A 17,668-nucleotide genomic window follows, 5' to 3' on the forward strand; every position below is an offset into this window, starting at 1 on the left:
GCCGGCTCGAACGTTCGGGGACGACCGCTGCCGGATGCATTGGCGCCTGTTCTGTCAAGTTCCGAGAAAGTGTGAGGATGCGATGAACGACAGGACCGGTCGAACGATCGATCGACGGCGAGTTCTCGCCGGGGTAGCGGGAGCGAGCGTCGTCGCGTTCGCCCCTTCGGCGGCGTTCGCGGAGGAGCGAGCGCACGGCCAGCAGCGGCGCGGACGCGAGAACGTTCTGCCCGCGCAGACGTCGTGGGACCCGGTGCCCGCGATGACCGGCAGGAAGCAGGTGCAGATCCCCGACGTGAAGCTGGCGGTCTGGGACACCGGCAACGGACGCAGGGGCCCGGGCAGGGGCCAGACCGTGGTGCTCATGCACCCGCACACCGGCAACGGCGGCTCGTGGGGCTACCAGCAGGCCGTGTTCGCCGCCGAGGGCTACCGGGTGATCAGCTACTCGCGGCGAGGATATTACGGCTCTGAGGCCGGTCCCGCGGAGCGGCCCGGCACGGTCGTCGGGGACCTGCTGGCGCTGATGGACGCGCTCGGCGTCGGCAAGTTCCACCTGGTCGGCCTGGCCGCGGGCGCGTTCGCGGCGTTCGACGCCGGTCTGTCGGCCCCGAACCGGCTGCTGAGCTGCACGGTGGGCTCGACGCTGGCGGGAATCCAGGAGGCGTCGTGGAACGAGGGCACCACGGCGATCCTGCCGGAGGGCTGGTTCGCGCTGCCCGAGACGTTCCGTGAGCTCGGCCCGTCCTACCGGGCCGCGAAGCCGCAGGCGATGGCGACGTGGATCGAGCAGGTGAAGCTGCCGGTCACGACCGTGACGCAGCCCCCGCAGAACACGCTGCTGTGGCCGCAGATCGAGTCGATCAGGACGCCGATGCTCCTGCTCACCGGCGACTGCGACCTGTACCTCCCGCCGACGCGCCTGCGCGAGATGGCGGGCCACGTCAGGAACGCCGAGGTGGCGATCTTCAGCGAGGCGGGGCACGCCCCGCACTGGGAGTCCTACCGCGAGTTCAACAAGACGGTGCTCTCCTTCCTCGGCAAGCACCGGCGGTAGACCGTGGGAACAGCAGGCACCGGGGCCCAGGAGCCCGTGGATCTGAGAATCGCGGGTCATGTCGCGACCGTGACGCTCGACCGGCCCGACGTGCTCAACGCGGTCAGCACGCCGATGTACCGGTGCCTGCTCGCGGTCTTCGCGGAGATCGAGAACGAGGCGGACATCCGGTGCGTCGTGGTGCGAGGGCGAGGCAGGGCCTTCAGCGTCGGCGCGGACCGGACGGAACGCGCCGGGATGACGGACGACGACCTGCGAGGCAGGCGCAGGCTCGTCCCCCGGGTGTTCTCGGCGATGTACCACTGCTCGCGCCCCGTGATCGCGCAGGTGCACGGCTACGCGCTGGGCGGCGGTCTCGAACTGGCGCTGAGCTGCGATCTCGTGGTCGCCGCGGAGGACGCCGTCATGGGGCTCGTCGAGACGACCCTCGGCAGCATGCCCGCGGGCGGTGGCACACAACTGCTCCCGCGGCTCGTGGGCATCCCCAGGGCGAAGGAACTGATCTTCACCGGCCGCCGGTTCACCGGCGCCGAGGCCCGGCAGTGGGGGCTGGTGAATCACGCGGTGCCCGCCGCCGATCTCGAAACCACGGTGGGCGCGCTCGCCGCCGAGATCAGTGCGGCGGCGCCGCTGGCGGTCGCGCAGGCCAAGCGCGCCATCGCCCTTTCCACCCAGGTGGAGATCGACAGCGGGGTCGAACTGGAGGCCGAGCTGTACGAGCGGCTCCTCACGAGCACCGACCGGCTCGAAGGGCTGGCCGCGGCGCGCGAGGGGCGCCCGGCACGCTTCCAGGGCCAATGACCAGCGAAGAAAGGAATGCACGGTGATCGAAAGGTTGGGATGCGCCATCGGCGGGCTGGCCGACCCGGAACACCCCGGGGACGTCGCCTCGATGGTGCGGGCACTCGAAGGCGCGGGCTACGAGTCGGCGTGGTCCTACGAGGCGTTCGGCGCCGACTGCTTCACGCCGCTGGCCTGGTGGGGCTCGCACACGCGCACGATGCGGCTCGGCACCGACATCGCCCAGATGGCGGCGCGCCCTCCGACGGGGATGGCGATGGCCGCGATGAGCCTCGACCAGCTTTCCGAGGGGCGGGCCGTGATCGGCCTCGGACTCTCCGGCCCGCAGGTCGTCGAGGGGTGGTACGGCATGCCCTTCGAACGCCCGCTTGGCTGGACCCGGGAGTACGTCGCGATCATGCGCGCGACCATCGCCGGGGAGCGCGTCGCATATGAGGGCAAGACGTACCGGCTGCCCGCGGAGGGAGGGTCGGGGATGGGCCGCCCGATCCGCTCCACGCTCCGCGGCGGCCGTACCGACATCCCGATCTGCCTGGGCGCGGAGGGGCCGAAGAACATCTCGCTGTCGGCCGAGATCGCCGACGGCTGGCTGCCGACGAACTTCTCGCCCAGCGCGGACGACTGGTACCGGGAGCGGCTGGAGTTGGGCTTCGCCCGCAGACCCGGTGGCCGCCCGGAGAACTTCGAGATCGCGCCCGCGGTCTCGGTGGCGTTCGGCCCGGACCTGGAGTCCGCCGCCGACCGGATCCGCCCGTTCATCGCCTACCAGATCGGGGCGAACGGGGCGGCGAACATGAACTTCCACCTCAACGCCATCGCGCGGCTCGGGTTCGAGGAGCCCTGCCGCGAGATCCAGGCCAAGTTCCTCGAACGGGACCGCGAAGGCATGGTGGCCGCCGTACCGACCGAGATGATCGAGGCGGTCGCGCTGGTCGGGCCACCGGAGAAGATCCGGGCCGACCTGGAGACGAAGTGGAACAGGTGCGTCGCGACGAGCCTGATCGCCAGGGCGCGCTTCGACGACCTGCTGCAGTTGGCCGAGGTGTTCCGCACAACCACGGGCGCCGCGCGACAGCAGCCCGCCTGATTCGTACGACCGGTTCGGTCGGTGAGGAGTTCGCAAGTGGTGACTAGGTACGAACACTGGATCAACGGCAAGCCGACGCCGTCGTCGGGCGGGGAGTGGCTCACGTCGACCAGGCCCGGCACGGACGAGGCCGTGTGCGAGATCCCGTTGGGTACCCGGGAGGACGCCGACCAGGCGGTGGCCGTCGCGAACGCCGCCTTCGCCGGGTGGGCGGCGGAGAAACCGATCCGCAGGGGCCGGGTCCTGATGAAGATCGCGGCGGGGCTGCGGCGCGAGCGGCAACGGCTCGCCGAGCTTGAGGCCGCCGAGACCGGCAAGCCGCTGCGGCAGGCGGACGTCGAGATCAGGGGCGCGGCGGCGTTCTTCGAGTTCTACGCGGGCCTGGTCAACGTGCCCTCGGGAGAGATCATCGACCTCGGCGACGGCTACCACGGGTACACGCGGCACGAGCCGTTCGGCGTGGTCGGGGTCATCACCCCGTGGAACGTCCCGCTCAACCAGGCGGCCAGGGCGGTGGCACCGGCGCTGGCGGTCGGCAACGCCGTGGTCTGCAAGCCGTCGGAGTTCACCTCGTCGACCACGCTTGAGCTCGGGCGGATCGCCGCGGAGGCCGGGCTGCCGCCGGGCGTGCTCAACGTGGTGACCGGTATGGGCGACGTTGTGGGCAGCGCGATCGTCGAGCACCCGCATGTCCGGAAGGTCGCGTTCACCGGTTCGGTGCGCGCCGGTCGCATCGTCGGCAGGACCGCCGCCGAGAAGATCATCCCTGTCACGCTCGAACTGGGCGGGAAGTCGCCGAACATCGTGTTCGCCGACGCCGACCTCGACGCCGCCGTCGCCGGTGCGGCGAGGGCGTTCGTCGGGAACGCCGGGCAGGTCTGCTCGAACGGCACCCGGCTGCTGCTGGCCCGCGAGATCCACGACGCGTTCGTGGCGCGGCTGGTCGAACGGGTGCGGACGGTGAAACCGGGTGAGGACTACGGGTCGCAGACGACGAAGGACCAGTTCGAGAAGGTGCTGTCCTACTTCGACGTCGCACGCGAGGAGGGCGCCACGCTGGTCACCGGCGGGCGGTCCATCGGCGACGGGTGGTTGATCGAACCGACGATCTACACCGGCGTGACGAACGAGATGCGGATCGCCCGCGAGGAGATCTTCGGTCCGGTCCTGGTGGTCATCCCGTTCGACGACGAGGACGACGCCGTCGCCAAAGCCAACGACTCCGACTACGGTCTCGCGGCGGGCCTGTGGACGGCGGACCTCGGGCGGGCCCACCGCGTCGCGGCCGCCCTGCAGGTGGGACAGGTCTACGTCAACGAGTGGACGGCCGGACTGATCGAGGGCCCGTTCGGCGGCCACAAGAACAGCGGTCACGGCCGGGAGAAGGGCGTCGAGGCGCTCCGGCACTACACCCACGCGAAGTTCGTGTCGGTCCGGATCGGCAAGAGCGCGAGTGGTGGCTGAGCACGACCACCACCCGTGAGATGTACGGCAGGCCGGCCTACGTCGAGGCCGAGGACGAGCGCTTCCTGGGTCCGCGCGTCGACCGGGACGTTCCGCGCCGGCCCGCCGCCAGTTGGGTGACCGACGGCGTGTCGCTGTCGGTCACCGGCATCAGCGCCTCGACCTTCGCGGTCGAACGCGCCATGTGAGCCTGCATCGCGTTGTACGCCGCCTGCGGGTCGCCGACGGCGATGGCCTCGGCGACCGCGCGGTGTCCCACGACGGACTCGGCGAGACCGCCGGGCTGGCTGAGGCTGCGGAACCGCAGCAGGCGCACGCGGCCGTCGAGAACACCGAGCGCGTCGCGTAACCCGCCGCTCCCGGCCATCGCCAGCATCTTCTCGTGTCTTTCCTCGATCAGGCGGACGTACGCGGGGATGTCCCCGGCCTCGGCCACCCGCTCCAGGTCGGTCACCGACCGCAGCAGGGCACTCCGCTGGTCCACGGTGCCGCGTACGGCGGCCCAGGCGGCCATCATGGGTTCCAGCGCGGTCTTGATCTGGTAGACGTCGGTGATCTCCTGCGGGCTGATCTCCCGGACGAAGACGCCGACGCGCGGGGTGATGGTGACGAGACCCTCCACGCTCAACTGCTGCAGAGCGTCACGCACCGGTGTCCGGGACACGCCGAACCGCTCAGCGAGTTCGTCGGTCGAGATCCGCTCACCGGAGGCCATCGTGCCGTTGTAGATCAGCGCACGGATCTCCTCGGCGACCACGTCTTTGGCCGAGAGAATCCGGACCTGGGAATCCAACGATCTCACCTACTCCATTAGCGCTGATGTGCGGACCCTGAAGCCAATCGTAGCCGCCCGAAGGGGTCGGCCAGTGGGCATTGCGCGCCATCATCGATCAGCTCTGGAATGCTGATCCTTGACATGTAGTACATCAGCGCTCACACTTGAGCCTGTGCGCACTTCCCTGAGACTCCGTGTTCTTTCGGCGAAGGACGTCGTCATCGAGGAGATCCGTGCGCTGATCCACAACGGCACGGTCGTCTCCGGTGAGCGGATCTCGACCGACGAACTCGCTGAGCGGTTCGGCGTGTCCCGGACACCGGTGCGTGACGCTCTGCAGCAGTTGAGCGTGGAGGGTCTCGTCACCATCACCCCGCGCGTCGGCGTCTTCGTCCGGGAGATCAGCCCGCAGGAGATCACCGACGTCTACCAGATCAAGACCGCGCTGGAACCCATGATGGCCGCCTGGGCCGCCGTACGCGGCACCCGGGAACAACGTGCCGCCTTCCGCGGGACCTTCGACGAGCTCGAACGGCTGGCGCTCTCCAACGACGTCCAGGAATACGTGAGGGCGCTGGAGGAACGCCGCGAGGCCCTGCTCACGATGGCCAGGAGCGACGGGTTGCGGGACTCGTTCGCGGTGCTCGACGGGCGGGTGCGCCTGCTGCGGTTCCGCAACCTCAGCCAGCCCGGCAGGCTCGCCGAGTCCGCGGCCCAGCACCGTTCCATCGCGGAGGCGGTCGAGGCCGGCGACCCCGACGCCGCCTACATCGCCATGCGGGACCACATGCTGGACGCCACCGCACGGGTGCGCCTTCTCGTGGTGACGCCGCAGTCGAACGGCGATCCGGCACACACCGCCCATTCAAAGTTGTCGAAACGCACGGAAGGTGACCGATGATCAACAAGGTCGTGGAGTCGGCGGCCGAGGCCGTCGCCGACATCGAGAGCGGCGCAATGATCGCCTTCGGCGGCTTCGTCGGTGTGCCCGGTGTCCCGAGCACGCTGATCAAGGCCATCGCCGAACGCGGACTGCGCGACCTGACGATCATCGCGTGCGAGTCCGGCAGAGGCCGTGCCGGCGCGCAGTCGTACGGGGTCAGGGGCGGCGACCAGCCGTACATCCCGGAGCCTGAGGACGGGGTCTATCCCGTCGGCTACCTCGCCGAGCTCGGCCAGGTGCGCAAGGCGATCACCACTTTCTCCTCGCTCAACAGCCCGAACTTCGACGGGCCGTTGGAGGCGGGCGTACGGCGGGGCGACGTGGAGATCGAGCTGATCGGGCAGGGCAGCCTGTGTGAGCGGCTGCGCTGCGGGCGCGCTGGTCTCGGCGGCGTCTACACCCCGGTCGGCGTGGGCACGAAGATCGGCGCGGGCAAGGACATCCGTCACTTCGACGGGGTGCCGCACGTCCTTGAGACGGCGCTGCGCCCCGACTTCTCCATCATCTCCGCGTACCAGGCCGACCGGTTCGGCAACCTCGTCTACCGGCACGGCGCCAGGACGACGAACCCCGTCGTGGCGGGCAGCGGCAACGTGACGATCGTGGAGGTCGAGGAGGTCGTCGACTATCTGGACCCGCAGCACATCGTCACCCCCAGTCCGTACGTGGACCGGATCGTCCTGAGCGACAGGCGCCTCATGGTGAGGTGACCGGCGCTCCAGCGAGTTCCAGGACCGAGGCGGTCGGGCGGCCTCGGGTGAACCCATCCTCGGGAAAGGAGTTCGGGGGACACTGGGCCCGAACCCCCGGCCAGGCTATGACGCCAGCTCAACACCCCTCCGCGCCATCCCTGTCCAGGGTCGGAATCGCGCGACGCATCTCACAGGACTTCCGTGAGGGAGACGTCATCAACCTGGGCGTCGGTGTGCCCATGCTGTGCAGTCTCTTCATCGAGGATGAGGAGGACATCTTCCTGCACAGCGAGCACGGCGTCCTCGGGCACGGCAGGCAGGCCCGCACCCAGGACGAGGTGGACCCGTCCCTGGCCACGGCGGGCAGGCAGCCGATCATCCCCCGTCCCGGGATGGTCGTCATGGACCACGCCGAATCCTTCGCCCTGATCAGGGGCGGTCACCTCGACGCGACCATCCTGGGAGCGTTCCAGGTGAGCGTGCAGGGCGACCTCGCCAACTTCTGGCTGCCAGGGGCGGTGGCGGGAGCGATCGGCGGCGCCCAGGACCTCGCGTTCTGCGCCCGTCGGGTTGTCGTCGCCATGCAGCTGCTGCCGCGCCCGCGGCGGTTCGTCAACCGGCTCGACCTGGAGATGACCGCGCCTCGGTGCGTCGACAGGCTGGTCACCGACATCGGCGTGATCGACCTGGAGGACGGCCAAGCGATCGTCCGCGAGCTCGTGCCCGGTTGGAGCCTTGAGGACGCCCAGCGGCTCACCGAGGTCGAACTCGTGGCCGCGCCGGAGGGCGTCGCCGAGGTGACGCTCAAGAGCGACAGGGATGACCTGTGGAACGCGGCGTAGCGGGTCAGACCGTCGAGACCGTGCGCGGCCCGGTCCCGGCGTCGGAACTGGGGCGGATCCTGCCGCACGAACACGTGGTCTGCGACCTCATCAAGGACCGGCCCCGGCCCGACCCCACCCTGGACGAGTCCGAGGACGCCGTGCCCGACCTCAGGGAGTTCGCGGCGGCGGGCGGCGGCACGATCATCGACTGCACGAACAACGGCCTGGGGAGGAACCCGGGGCTGCTGCGTTCGGTGTCCGAGCAGACCGGCGTGCACATCGTGATGGGCTGCGGCTGGTACCGCGAGTCCTTCTACGAGGAGGACATGAACAGGGTCAGCGTCGCGGAGCTGACCGAGATCCTCCTTGAGGACATCAGAACCGGGGTGCACGGTATCCGGCCGGGCGTGATCGGGGAGATCGGGGCCGACCACGGCTACCTGTCCGCGGCCGAGGAGCGGGTGCTGCGCGCCGCGGCCAGGGCCCAGAAGGAGACCGGTCTCGGGCTCGTCCTGCACGCGGTGAAGAGCGACGTCGGCAGGTGGCAGCTCGACGTGCTGGATGAGGAGGGCTGCGACCTGCGGCGGGTCGCCGTGGCCCACTGCGACATGTATCCCTACCTCGACTACCACGAGCTGCTCGCGAGCCGCGGCGCGCTGGTGAGCTACGACCGCAACGGCCCCCGCAATCCGCACCAGCAGGAACGGCGCGTCCGCAACATGGTGGAGTTCATCCGCCGGGGTTGGGCGTCGCACCTGCTGATCTCCCACGACGTGTGCATTCCCGGGGATCGCGGCAGCGCGGGCGGACCCGGATACGCGTACGTGCTGAAGCAGGTCGTGCCCGACCTGCTGAAGGCCGGGGTCCCCGACGAGGTCGTCGAATCCATCATGGTGGACAACCCCCTGCGCCTTCTCGTCGGCTCCTGACCACCCCGATCCATCCGATTCCCGCCATGTTCCATCGACTGTTCCATCGACGTCAGGAGAAAGCGAGTGACTGACAACGCCGAGGTGGTGCTGTGCCGTACCGACGGAAGGGTGCGTGTCATCACCCTCAACCGTCCCCGGGTCCGTAACGCGCTGAACAGCGAGCTGCTGCGGCTCTTCCACCGGGCGGTTGACGACGCCGTCGCCGATCCGGACGTGGGCGCGATCGTCATCACCGGCAACGGTCCCGCGTTCTCGGCGGGGGCCGACCTCAAGGAGGCCGGGACGAGTCCCCGGCCGGACGATCTGTGGGACCGGTACGCGCAGGCTGTCGACAACGACCGGATCTACGAGCGGTTGTCGCGGGTGCCGAAGCCGGTGATCGCCGCGGTCAACGGCTTCGCCGTGGGCGGCGGCTGTGCGCTCGCGGTGTCGTGCGACGTCGTTCTCGCGGCCGACACGGCGCGGTTCAGCTATCCCGAGACCAACCACGGGATCGCCGCGGTCACGGTGGCGGTCGGCCTGAGCAGGGTGGTCGGGCGCCTCCAGGCCCTCGACCTGCTGCTGTCCGGCCGGTTCGTCGACGCGGCCGAGGCCCACGCGATGGGCATGGTCACCCGGATCGTTCCCGCCGCCGACCTGATGACCGAGGCCGTCGGCTACGCGCAGGCCCTGGCGGAGAAGTCGCCGACCGCGATCCGCCTCACCAAGCGGGTCTTCCGGGCCGTCCAGGAGCTCGACTACGACCACGCCTTCGAGTACGCCCGCGACGTCAGTCTGATGACCCGCGAGGCGATGACCGGCGGTCGCGGGGCGCCGGAATGACCGTTGCGTATGTGATATTTCAGGTGTAACATCCAAAGCTATACTGCAAGAGAAATCCAGCCCAGCGCGGTTTCTATCACTCGGGGACGGGATCGCCGCCGTCTCGGCACGACCCCCATCAATAAATTCCTTGGACTTTCGGAATCGGGTCAGTGCCCGGGACATGGAAGTGAACGATGAAGGTAAGCGGGATTCAAACCCGTGTTGTCGCCCCCGCCGCGCTCCTCGCGGTGCTGGCGGCCACCAGTTGTGGTGGCAACGCTCCGACGACGAACGAACGGCCGACCATCCGATGGGGTGTGGCCACCGAGGGCATCACGTCGATGGACCCGGTCCGCGCCGTACAGCCGGTCGACCGCACTCTGTCGATGATGCTGTTCGACGGCCTCGTGCGTTACCAGCCGGGCGACGCGACGGCGCCGTTCGAGCCGGGGATCGCGAAGGAGATTCCCCAGCCCACGACGCAGGACGGCAAGCAGGTCTGGACGATCGCGCTCCGCGCGGGCGTGAAGTGCCCCGCCGGGCAGAAGACCCCGGCCTACGACCTGACGTCCGACGACGTGGTGTTCTCGCTGAAGCGGGCGGCCAACCCCGAGACGTCGACGTTCGCCTCGGTTTTCACCGCCTATGACACGGTCGAGGCGGTGGACGCCGGCACCGTGAAGGTGACGATGAAGCAGCCGGTCTCGCCCGCCGCGTTCCTGCCGACGATCTCGAACTGGCAGGGCGGGCTCGTGGTGTGCAAGAAGGCGGTTGAGGCCGAGGGCGAGGACTTCGGCAAGCATCCGGTGGGGCCGGGGCCGTTCAAGTTCGAGAACTGGACGCCGGGCCAGCGCATCACGTTGCTGGCCAACGATGACTACTACCTGGGCAAGCCGCTGTCCGCCGGGTGGGACATCCGGTTCATGCCGGACGACACGGCTAGGCAGGCCGCCCTGTTCGGCGGCGACCTCGACGTCGCGCCGCCCACCGCGACCGGCGACAAGGGCCTTGAGGCCATCGACTCCCGCAAGGGGTTCAAGGTCGTCGAGGCCCCGCTCTTCGGCACCTGGTACCTGCTGTTCAACACGAAGGTCGGCCCCACCGCCAACCCGGAGGTACGCAAGGCGCTGGCCTACGCGGTGAACCGCGACGACTACGTGGCCCTGACCGGGAAGCGGACGGCGAAGCCCACGCTCAGCGTGTGGGGGGCCCAGCTACCCGGCGGAATCCCCGACGACCACGTGCAGCAGGCCGGTCTTGCCTACGAGTTCGACGTGGCGAAGGCCCGTCAGATGCTCGCGGCCGCGGGATACCCCAACGGCTTCGACGTCACCGTCACCGCGCCCAGCAACGCGACAACCTTCCAGGTCCTCCAGGCCCAGATGAAGGAGATCGGCGTCAACGTCAAGATCAAGACCGTGGACGTGCCCACCTGGCAGACGGCCATCATGACCGGCCAGGAGCCGCTCATGCTCACCCTCATCTCCTACCGGCCCACGCCGCAGATCCCGTACACGGACTTCTTCTATGGGCCCTCGGCCGTACGGGGCGGCAAGCACCCGGCGCAGAACTTCGGTGGATACGACGGGGCCGACGCCCTGATCGAGAAGGCGTCCAAGACGTCCGACTCCGCGGAGCAGGCGCGGCTGTGGCAGGAGATCAACGACAAGATCCTCGACGACGCCGCGGCGAAGCCGCTCTTCGTGGCCTACCAGGCGTACGGCGCGGTCTGCGGGTTCACCATGGGTGGCGTCGAACCGCCGACCACGATTCCCGGTAACTGGCAGCCGAGCTACAAGGCCACCGTCGATACCCGAGCGAACGACTGCTGATCCCGTGCTGTGCGGAAGAGAGGTGCTGTAGTGGCCGAGGTCGAGTTCCAGGTCGTGACCGATGGCGTCGGCGTCATCACGCTGAATCGGCCGGAGAAGCTCAACGCGTTCAACTTCGAGATGCACCGGCTGCTGGCGGAGGTGCTCACCGGCGACGAACTGCAGGACTGCCGCGCGGTCGTGCTGCGGGCCGAGGGCCGGGCCTTCTGCGGCGGCACCGACCTCAGCGAGCTGGGCAACCAGCTCGGACAGAGCCGGACGCCCTCGTTCGAGGTGTCCACCGGCACCGAGATGGCGCACAACTTCCGCTACGCACGGCCCGTGATCATCGCGGCGGTCCAGGGCTACGCGCTGGGCCTCGGGACGCTGGTGGTCAACCTCACCGACCTCGTGATCGCGAGCGAGGACGCCGTGTTCGGGCACCCGGAGGTCACACACGGCCTCGTCCAGGGCAACGGCATCCCTCGGCTCCGCGAGGTCGTCGGCACCCGGGCGGCGATGTCGATGCTCGTCACCGGCCGTCGCGTACCGGCGGACGAGGCCCTGCGGATCGGCATCGTGAACGAGGTCGTGCCCGCCGACCAGCTCGGCGAACGGGCCATGGAGGTGGCACGGCAGATCGCGGCGAACCCGCCCTACGCCGTGCACATGGCGAAGCGCTTCTTCTACGAGTCGGCCGACATGCCGTACGGCGCCGCCGTCCAGGCCGGTTACCGGGTCATGCGCACCGCGCAGCTCGCGAGGCGGGAGAACGGGGCGAACTTCCAATGGTGACCACGCCGCGGGCCGCGGTCGGGCCGGGAGGAGCGCCAGGTGATCGATAGGCTCGCCTGCTCGATCTACACGCTGGGTGCCGAGGCCGCCGAGGTGGCCGAGGCCGCGGGCTACGAGTCGGGATGGACGTCGGAGTCGTACGGCACCGACTCCTTCACCCCCCTGGCCTGGTGGGGCGCCAAGACCAAAACGATGCGCCTCGGCACCGGCGTCGCGCAGATGGCGGCCCGCGCCCCGACCGCGACCGCGATGGCCGCCATGACGCTGGACAAGCTCTCCGGCGGGCGCGTGGTCGTCGGCCTCGGGCTCTCCGGCCCACAGGTGGTCGAGGGGTGGTACGGCATGCCCTTCGAACGGCCGCTCCAGTGGACCCGCGAGTACGTCAAGATCATGCGCGACACGTTCGCCCGGGAGCGGGTCGCCCACCAGGGCGAGGTCTACCGGCTCCCGGTGAACGGCGGGACCGGGCTGGGGCGCTCGATCCGCACGGGCATCCGGGACGCCCGCACCGACATCCCCATCTACCTGGGCGCCGAGGGGCCGAAGAACATCTCGCTGGCCGCCGAGATCGCCGACGGCTGGCTGCCGACGAACTTCTCCCCGGAGTTCGACAACTGGTACCGGGAACGCCTCGACCTCGGTTTCCGCAGCAGGCCAGGGGGACGCCCCGAGAACTTCGAGGTGGCTCCCGGCGTGTTCGTCGCGTTCGGGCCCGACGTCGAGACGGCCGCCGACGAGCTCCGGCCCGGCATCGCCTTCCAGGTCGCGGCCAACGGCGCCGAAGGTATGAACTTCCACTACAACTCCATCGCCAGGCTCGGCTTCGAGGAGCCGTGCAGGGAGATCATCGAGCGGTTCAAGGCCCGTGACCGCGAGGGCATGGCGGCAGCCGTACCCACGGAGATGGTCGAGGCGATCGCGCTGGTCGGTCCGCCGGAGAAGGTCCAGCGGGACCTTGAGACACGGTGGCACGACTGCGTCGCCACGACGCTCATCGCGCGGACCTCCGTACAGAACCTTCCCGTGCTCGCCCACGTGTTCGCCGCGTCGCGAGCCGCCCGCGGCGCGCCCGTGGCCTCACGAGCGGAGAACGGCTGATGGCACGCTACTTCCTGAAGCTGTTCGGGCGGCTGCTGCTGACCCTGGCGGTGGTCTCCACCGCCGTCTTCTTCCTGATCCGGCTCACCCCCGGCGGTCCCGCCGTGGCGATGCTGGGCCAGGACGCGTCCCCGGACGCGGTGGCGCGGCTCAACGAGAAGCTCGGGCTCACCGACCCGGTGTTCCTGCAGTACTGGAAGTTCCTGACGCAGCTCGCCCAGGGCGACCTGGGCGAGTCGCTCACCAACGGCCTGTCGGTGAGCGGGACGATCCTGAGCGTGCTCCCGCACACGCTCGAACTCGCCATCGCGGCGCTCATCATCGGCAAGCTCGTCGGGATCACCCTCGGCATCGTGGAAGCGGTGTGGAAGGACAGGTCGCCCGACGTCATCGGACGGATCATGTCGCTGGTCGGGCTGTCCTTCCCGAGCTTCTTCGTCGCCGTGCTGCTGGTCCTGTTCATCGCGCTGCCGCTCGGGCTGCCGACCAACGGGGTCGCCCCCTTCGTGGAGCTCGGCTCGAACCTGCAACGTCTCCTGCTGCCCGCGCTGGCCATGGGGATCGTGAGCGCCGCCTACACCTCCCGGGTCACCCGCTCGCTCATGGTCGAGATCATCGGGGAGAACCACGTCCGTACGGCACGGGCGAAGGGGGTGCGGGAGGGCCGCGTCCTGGTGCGCCACGTGCTCCAGCCCGGTTCGCTGCCGCTCGTCCCGATCGCCGGTATCTCGTTCATCACCCTGGTGGGGGACGCGGTGCTCATCGAGACGGTGTTCGCCCGACCGGGGCTGGGCAGCCTGATGGTCAACGCCATGCAGGCACGTGACTACACGACCGTGCAGGGCTGCATCATCGTGGTCACCACGGTGATCGTCCTCGTGAACGCGGCCGTCGACGCCTTCTACCACGTCCTCGACCCCCGAACCAAGACGGCGTGAGGTGCTCCATGAATCCGCTCTGTATTCACAGCCCTCGGCGCCCGAGTGACGTCGAAACGACACGGATGCCGGTGCGAACATGACGACGAACGACCCGGGAGCGGTGGTGACCGCCGCCGTCCCCCCGCCGGGCAGGGGCGCCTCACGAGATGTCGTGAGGCCCCGGAGGCGGATACTGCGACGGCTCAATCCGCTGCTGGTCATCGGCGGGCTGATAATCGCCTTTCTGGTGTTCGTCGCGCTCTTTCCGACCCTGTTCACCTCCCAGGACCCGGCGCACCAGGATCTGGCGGCCCAGCTGGAGTCGCCGAGCGCCGAACACTGGCTCGGTCGTGACCAGTTCGGCCGGGACATCTACACGCGGCTGATCCACGGCACCCAGGCCTCGATGGTCATCGGGGTGTCGTCGGTGCTGCTGGGGATGGCCGTGGGCATCCCGGTCGGGATGATCGCCGGTTACTTCCGGGGCAGGACCGAGCGCGTGATCATGTGGGTCGTCGACGTGCTGATGGCCTTCCCCGGGCTCATCCTGGCCCTGCTCTTCGTCGCCCTGTTCGGGCAGAGCATCTGGAACATCACACTGGCCATCGTGATCGGGATCGTCCCGGTGTTCGCCCGGCTCGCGCACGGCCCCGCCCTGGCGTTCCGGGAGCGGGAGTTCGTGAAGAGCAGCATCGTGTTCGGCGCGCGGGCGCCGTGGATCCTGTACAAGCACATCTGGCCCAACCTGCGCAGCGAGATGGTGGTCATCGCCAGCATGACCGCGGCCGTGACGATCCGGATCGAGGCGGGCTTGAGCTTCCTCGGCCTCGGCCTGCCGCCACCCACGGCCACGTGGGGTGGAATGCTCCGCGACGGCACCACCTACCTGCAGACAGACCCCCTGTTCTCGCTGGTGCCCGGATTGGCGATCTTCGTCGCCGCCCTGGGCTTCAACCTCCTCGGTGACGGACTGCGGGATGCCCTGGATCCCCGGACCGCGAACAGTTGACCTGCCGGAGACCGGCCGACCCGAAGGCGTGTCGATGACCGACGTGACCGAAACCGAAATCCACGGACGTCCGCAGACCCCGGCGTCGGACGGATGCCTGTCCGTGCGGAACCTGACGACGGTGTTCACCACCAGGCGCGGGACCGTCGCGGCGGTGACCGATGTGAGCTTCGACCTGCGCGCGGGGGAGACCCTGGGGATCGTCGGCGAGTCCGGATCGGGCAAGAGCGTGACCGCGATGTCGGCCCTCGGGCTGATCCCGCAGCCCCCGGGCAAGGTCGTGTCCGGCGAGATCTGGGTGGACGGGAAGAACCTGCTGGCGCTCGACCGCCGCAGCCTGCGGGCGGCGAGCGGGTCGGACGTGGCGATGATCTTCCAGGACCCGATGACCTCGCTCAACCCCGTCCACCGGATCGGAGCGCAGATCGCCGAGGGGATCCTGACCCATCAGCGCAGGCCGTCGAAGGCCGACAGGGAGGCGGCCCGGCGCCGGGCCGTCGAACTGCTCGCGGCCGTCGGGGTGCCCGCGCCGGAGCGGCGCGCCCAGCAGTATCCACACGAGCTGTCCGGCGGCATGCGGCAGCGGGTGATGATCGCCATGGCGATGAGCTGCGACCCGAAGGTGCTCATCGCCGACGAGCCGACCACCGCGCTCGACGCCACGATCCAGGCGCAGATCATGCGGCTGCTGCGCGAGGTGCAGCAGCGCACCAACGTCGGGATCATGCTGATCACCCACGACATCGGCCTGGTGGCGCAGAACGTCGACCGTGTCCTGGTCATGTACGCGGGGCGGGTGGTCGAGATGGGCACCGTCGAGGAGGTGCTCGAGAACCCCAAGCACCCCTACACCGTCGGCCTGCTCCGGTGCACGCCGAGCCGGTTGCCTTCGGACTCGGTCCGGCGGCGGCTCACGCCGATCCCCGGCCTTCCGCCCAACCCGACGGACCTGCCCCCCGGATGCTCCTTCGCGCCCAGGTGCGGTCTTCGCGGCGACCGGGAGCTGTGTCTCCTGGAACAGCCGGAGCTGCGCCCGGCGCCGACGGACGACCACCGGTCCGCATGCCACTTCCTTGAAGAGGTCACTCCCTGAGCGTGTCCCTACGCTCGTGCTCGACGGTGAGGAGCCGGAACTCATGTTCCACAGCACACAGCAAGACGTGATGGACCCCGCGGAACCGGTCGGCGAGGAGCTGCTGCGGATCGAGGGACTCAAGATCCACTTTCCGCTCGGCAGGCGCAGACACGGCCAGTACGCCGAGACGGTGTACGCCGTCGACGGGGTGGACTTCGCACTGCACAAGGGCCAGACCGTCTCGCTCGTCGGGGAGTCGGGGTGCGGCAAGTCGACGGTCGCGCGGTCGCTCGTCGGGCTGGTCCGCCCGACCGCCGGGTCCATCCGCTACAAGGGCATGGACCTGAGGACCGCGAGCCGGAGCCAGATGCGGATGCTGCGGCGGGAGGTGCAGATCGTCTTCCAGGACCCGTTCGCCTCGGTCAACCCGCGGATGCGGGTGCGGGACATCATCGAGGAGCCCCTCCGCGTGCAGGGGCTTCCCCGGGACAGGTATGTGGCCGAGGAACTCCTGGAGATGGTCGGCCTCCAGCCCGTGTACGCGAACCGGTTCCCGCACGAGTTCTCCGGCGGGCAGATGCAGCGCATCGGCATCGCGCGCGCTCTCGCGCTGAAGCCCCGGGTGCTGGTGCTCGACGAGCCGATCTCCGCGCTCGACGTGTCGATCCAGGCCCAGATCATCAACCTGCTGATGGACCTGCAGGACGAGCTTGGCCTGGCCTACCTGCTCATCGCGCACGACGTGGCCGTCGTTCGCGCCGTCAGCCACCGCGTGCTGGTGATGTACCTGGGCAGGATCGTCGAGGCCGGTCCTGAGGTGCTGTCCGACCCCGGGCACCCGTACACGCAGGCGCTGCTGAGCGCCATCCCCTCGGCCGAGGTCGGCTCCCGCGGCTCCAGGAAAGAGATCATCCTTGAGGGCGACGTCCCCAGCCCGACCGATCCGCCGAGTGGCTGCCGCTTCCGCACCCGGTGCTGGAAGGCCGCCGACGTGTGCGCGGAGGAGGAGCCCGGTCTGCTCGACCGCACCGGGCACGGCGCGCTCAACGCCTGCCACTTCCCCGCCCACGAGTAACGCGCGACATGAAAAGGCCCGGAGGCCGCTGTGGCGGCTTCCGGGCCTTTTCCCGCGTCGGAGGTCAGAGGCGGTAGATGTGGTACACCTTCTGGAAGGTCTCGTGGACGGTCCAGGTGCCGTTCCAGCCGACGGGGAACACCGCGCTCGACCCGGGTGTGAGCTTGACGGGTTCGCCGCCGTCCTCCTGCACGGTCATGGTGCCGGACAGCACGTAGATGGACTCCTCCCGGTTAGGGTACTCCCAGCGGGACGACCCGGGCGCGCACTCCCAGGTGCCGATGATGAACTTCTTGTCCTCGCTCATGTGCAGGACGCGGTTGCGGGTGAGAATCTCGGCGGGCTCGATGGGCGTGGCGCTCGGCGGCACGAGCGGCCGCTGCTTCGCATCGCTCAGGTCGAGATCTTCGGGGCGAAAGTTCATCGTCATGGATCGCTCCTCACTTCGTCTGGATCGTAACGGCGCTGCGTGAAGTCTTCTTTTAAATTCTATCCTTGATATATCA

Annotated in this window: 16 protein-coding genes and 1 pseudogene; 15 read left to right on the forward strand and 2 right to left on the reverse strand. The window is 69.2% G+C overall.

From position 1 onward, the window contains the following. Nucleotides 1-82 precede the first annotated feature (82 nt). From FHS44_RS03695 to FHS44_RS03710, 4 genes are read left to right on the forward strand one after another with little or no spacing between them, the layout of a single operon-like run. Nucleotides 83-1,057 (forward strand): alpha/beta fold hydrolase, encoded by a 975-nt coding sequence (locus FHS44_RS03695; RefSeq protein ID WP_184712427.1) that lies wholly within the window; start codon nt 83-85, stop codon nt 1,055-1,057. Between the two features lie 36 nt (nt 1,058-1,093). Next, entirely contained in the window at nt 1,094-1,858 is a 765-nt protein-coding gene (locus FHS44_RS03700; RefSeq protein ID WP_184712428.1) for an enoyl-CoA hydratase/isomerase family protein, read from the forward strand. Nucleotides 1,859-1,880: 22 nt separating this feature from the next. After that, on the forward strand, nt 1,881-2,945 hold the full coding sequence (locus tag FHS44_RS03705) for an LLM class F420-dependent oxidoreductase (protein ID WP_221460318.1): 1,065 nt from the start codon (nt 1,881-1,883) through the stop codon (nt 2,943-2,945). Nucleotides 2,946-2,984: 39 nt separating this feature from the next. After that, complete coding sequence (locus FHS44_RS03710) at nt 2,985-4,409, forward strand: aldehyde dehydrogenase family protein (RefSeq protein WP_184712429.1); 1,425 nt, start codon at nt 2,985-2,987, stop codon at nt 4,407-4,409. A gap of 37 nt (nt 4,410-4,446) precedes the next feature. Here FHS44_RS03710 and FHS44_RS03715 read toward each other — a convergent pair whose 3' ends face one another. Continuing rightward, on the reverse strand, nt 4,447-5,202 hold the full coding sequence (locus FHS44_RS03715; RefSeq protein ID WP_184712430.1) for a GntR family transcriptional regulator: 756 nt from the start codon (nt 5,200-5,202) through the stop codon (nt 4,447-4,449). Nucleotides 5,203-5,356: 154 nt separating this feature from the next. On the opposite strand from FHS44_RS03715, the gene FHS44_RS03720 reads away from it, so the two are divergent. The 11 genes and pseudogenes from FHS44_RS03720 (at nt 5,357) to FHS44_RS42665 (ending at nt 17,162) form a co-directional block, all read left to right on the forward strand. Beyond that, on the forward strand, nt 5,357-6,085 hold the full coding sequence (locus FHS44_RS03720) for a GntR family transcriptional regulator (protein ID WP_184712431.1): 729 nt from the start codon (nt 5,357-5,359) through the stop codon (nt 6,083-6,085). Beyond that, nucleotides 6,082-6,837 (forward strand): CoA transferase subunit A, encoded by a 756-nt coding sequence (locus FHS44_RS03725; protein WP_184712432.1) that lies wholly within the window; start codon nt 6,082-6,084, stop codon nt 6,835-6,837. Before FHS44_RS03720 ends, FHS44_RS03725 begins: the two co-directional genes overlap by 4 nt. 107 nt (nt 6,838-6,944) lie before the next feature. Beyond that, the gene (locus FHS44_RS03730; RefSeq protein ID WP_184712433.1) at nt 6,945-7,661 is read left to right on the forward strand and encodes a CoA-transferase; all 717 of its coding nucleotides are present in this window, start codon (nt 6,945-6,947) and stop codon (nt 7,659-7,661) included. Continuing rightward, the gene (locus FHS44_RS03735; protein ID WP_184712434.1) at nt 7,646-8,572 is read left to right on the forward strand and encodes a phosphotriesterase family protein; all 927 of its coding nucleotides are present in this window, start codon (nt 7,646-7,648) and stop codon (nt 8,570-8,572) included. Before FHS44_RS03730 ends, FHS44_RS03735 begins: the two co-directional genes overlap by 16 nt. A gap of 66 nt (nt 8,573-8,638) precedes the next feature. Then, nucleotides 8,639-9,397, forward strand: coding sequence for an enoyl-CoA hydratase/isomerase family protein (locus tag FHS44_RS03740; protein ID WP_184712435.1), 759 nt, complete (start codon nt 8,639-8,641; stop codon nt 9,395-9,397). Nucleotides 9,398-9,573: 176 nt separating this feature from the next. After that, nucleotides 9,574-11,211 carry an ABC transporter substrate-binding protein gene (locus FHS44_RS03745; RefSeq protein ID WP_184712436.1) on the forward strand — a complete coding sequence of 546 codons (1,638 nt, stop codon included), beginning with the start codon at nt 9,574-9,576 and terminating at the stop codon, nt 11,209-11,211. Between the two features lie 30 nt (nt 11,212-11,241). Next, a complete protein-coding gene (locus FHS44_RS03750; RefSeq protein WP_184712437.1) occupies nt 11,242-11,985 on the forward strand; it encodes an enoyl-CoA hydratase/isomerase family protein in 744 nt (247 codons plus the stop codon). 39 nt (nt 11,986-12,024) lie between these two features. Next, nucleotides 12,025-13,083, forward strand: coding sequence for an LLM class F420-dependent oxidoreductase (locus tag FHS44_RS03755; protein WP_184712438.1), 1,059 nt, complete (start codon nt 12,025-12,027; stop codon nt 13,081-13,083). Next, nucleotides 13,083-14,021 carry an ABC transporter permease gene (locus FHS44_RS03760; protein WP_184712439.1) on the forward strand — a complete coding sequence of 313 codons (939 nt, stop codon included), beginning with the start codon at nt 13,083-13,085 and terminating at the stop codon, nt 14,019-14,021. The genes FHS44_RS03755 and FHS44_RS03760 overlap by 1 nt, the downstream gene beginning before the upstream one ends. Before the next feature lie 79 nt (nt 14,022-14,100). Further along, nucleotides 14,101-15,012: an ABC transporter permease gene (locus tag FHS44_RS03765; RefSeq protein ID WP_184712440.1), complete on the forward strand. Its 912-nt coding sequence runs from the start codon at nt 14,101-14,103 to the stop codon at nt 15,010-15,012. 34 nt (nt 15,013-15,046) lie between these two features. Further along, nucleotides 15,047-17,162: pseudogene (locus FHS44_RS42665) on the forward strand (ABC transporter ATP-binding protein). A gap of 64 nt (nt 17,163-17,226) precedes the next feature. On the opposite strand, the gene FHS44_RS03780 reads toward FHS44_RS42665, so the two are convergent. Then, a complete protein-coding gene (locus FHS44_RS03780; protein ID WP_184712442.1) occupies nt 17,227-17,592 on the reverse strand; it encodes a cupin domain-containing protein in 366 nt (121 codons plus the stop codon). Nucleotides 17,593-17,668: the final 76 nt, after the last annotated feature.

The organism is Streptosporangium saharense (genome assembly GCF_014203715.1).
Classification (GTDB): Bacteria; Actinomycetota; Actinomycetes; order Streptosporangiales; family Streptosporangiaceae; genus Streptosporangium; species Streptosporangium saharense.

Coding starts and splice junctions, on each gene's coding strand:
- FHS44_RS03780 (WP_184712442.1), bottom strand. CDS start 17,592: ATGACGATGAACTTTCGCCCCGAAGATCTCGACCTGAGCGATGCGAAG.
- FHS44_RS03730 (WP_184712433.1), top strand. CDS start 6,945: ATGACGCCAGCTCAACACCCCTCCGCGCCATCCCTGTCCAGGGTCGGA.
- FHS44_RS03695 (WP_184712427.1), top strand. CDS start 83: ATGAACGACAGGACCGGTCGAACGATCGATCGACGGCGAGTTCTCGCC.
- FHS44_RS03765 (WP_184712440.1), top strand. CDS start 14,101: ATGACGACGAACGACCCGGGAGCGGTGGTGACCGCCGCCGTCCCCCCG.
- FHS44_RS03725 (WP_184712432.1), top strand. CDS start 6,082: ATGATCAACAAGGTCGTGGAGTCGGCGGCCGAGGCCGTCGCCGACATC.
- FHS44_RS03760 (WP_184712439.1), top strand. CDS start 13,083: ATGGCACGCTACTTCCTGAAGCTGTTCGGGCGGCTGCTGCTGACCCTG.
- FHS44_RS03745 (WP_184712436.1), top strand. CDS start 9,574: ATGAAGGTAAGCGGGATTCAAACCCGTGTTGTCGCCCCCGCCGCGCTC.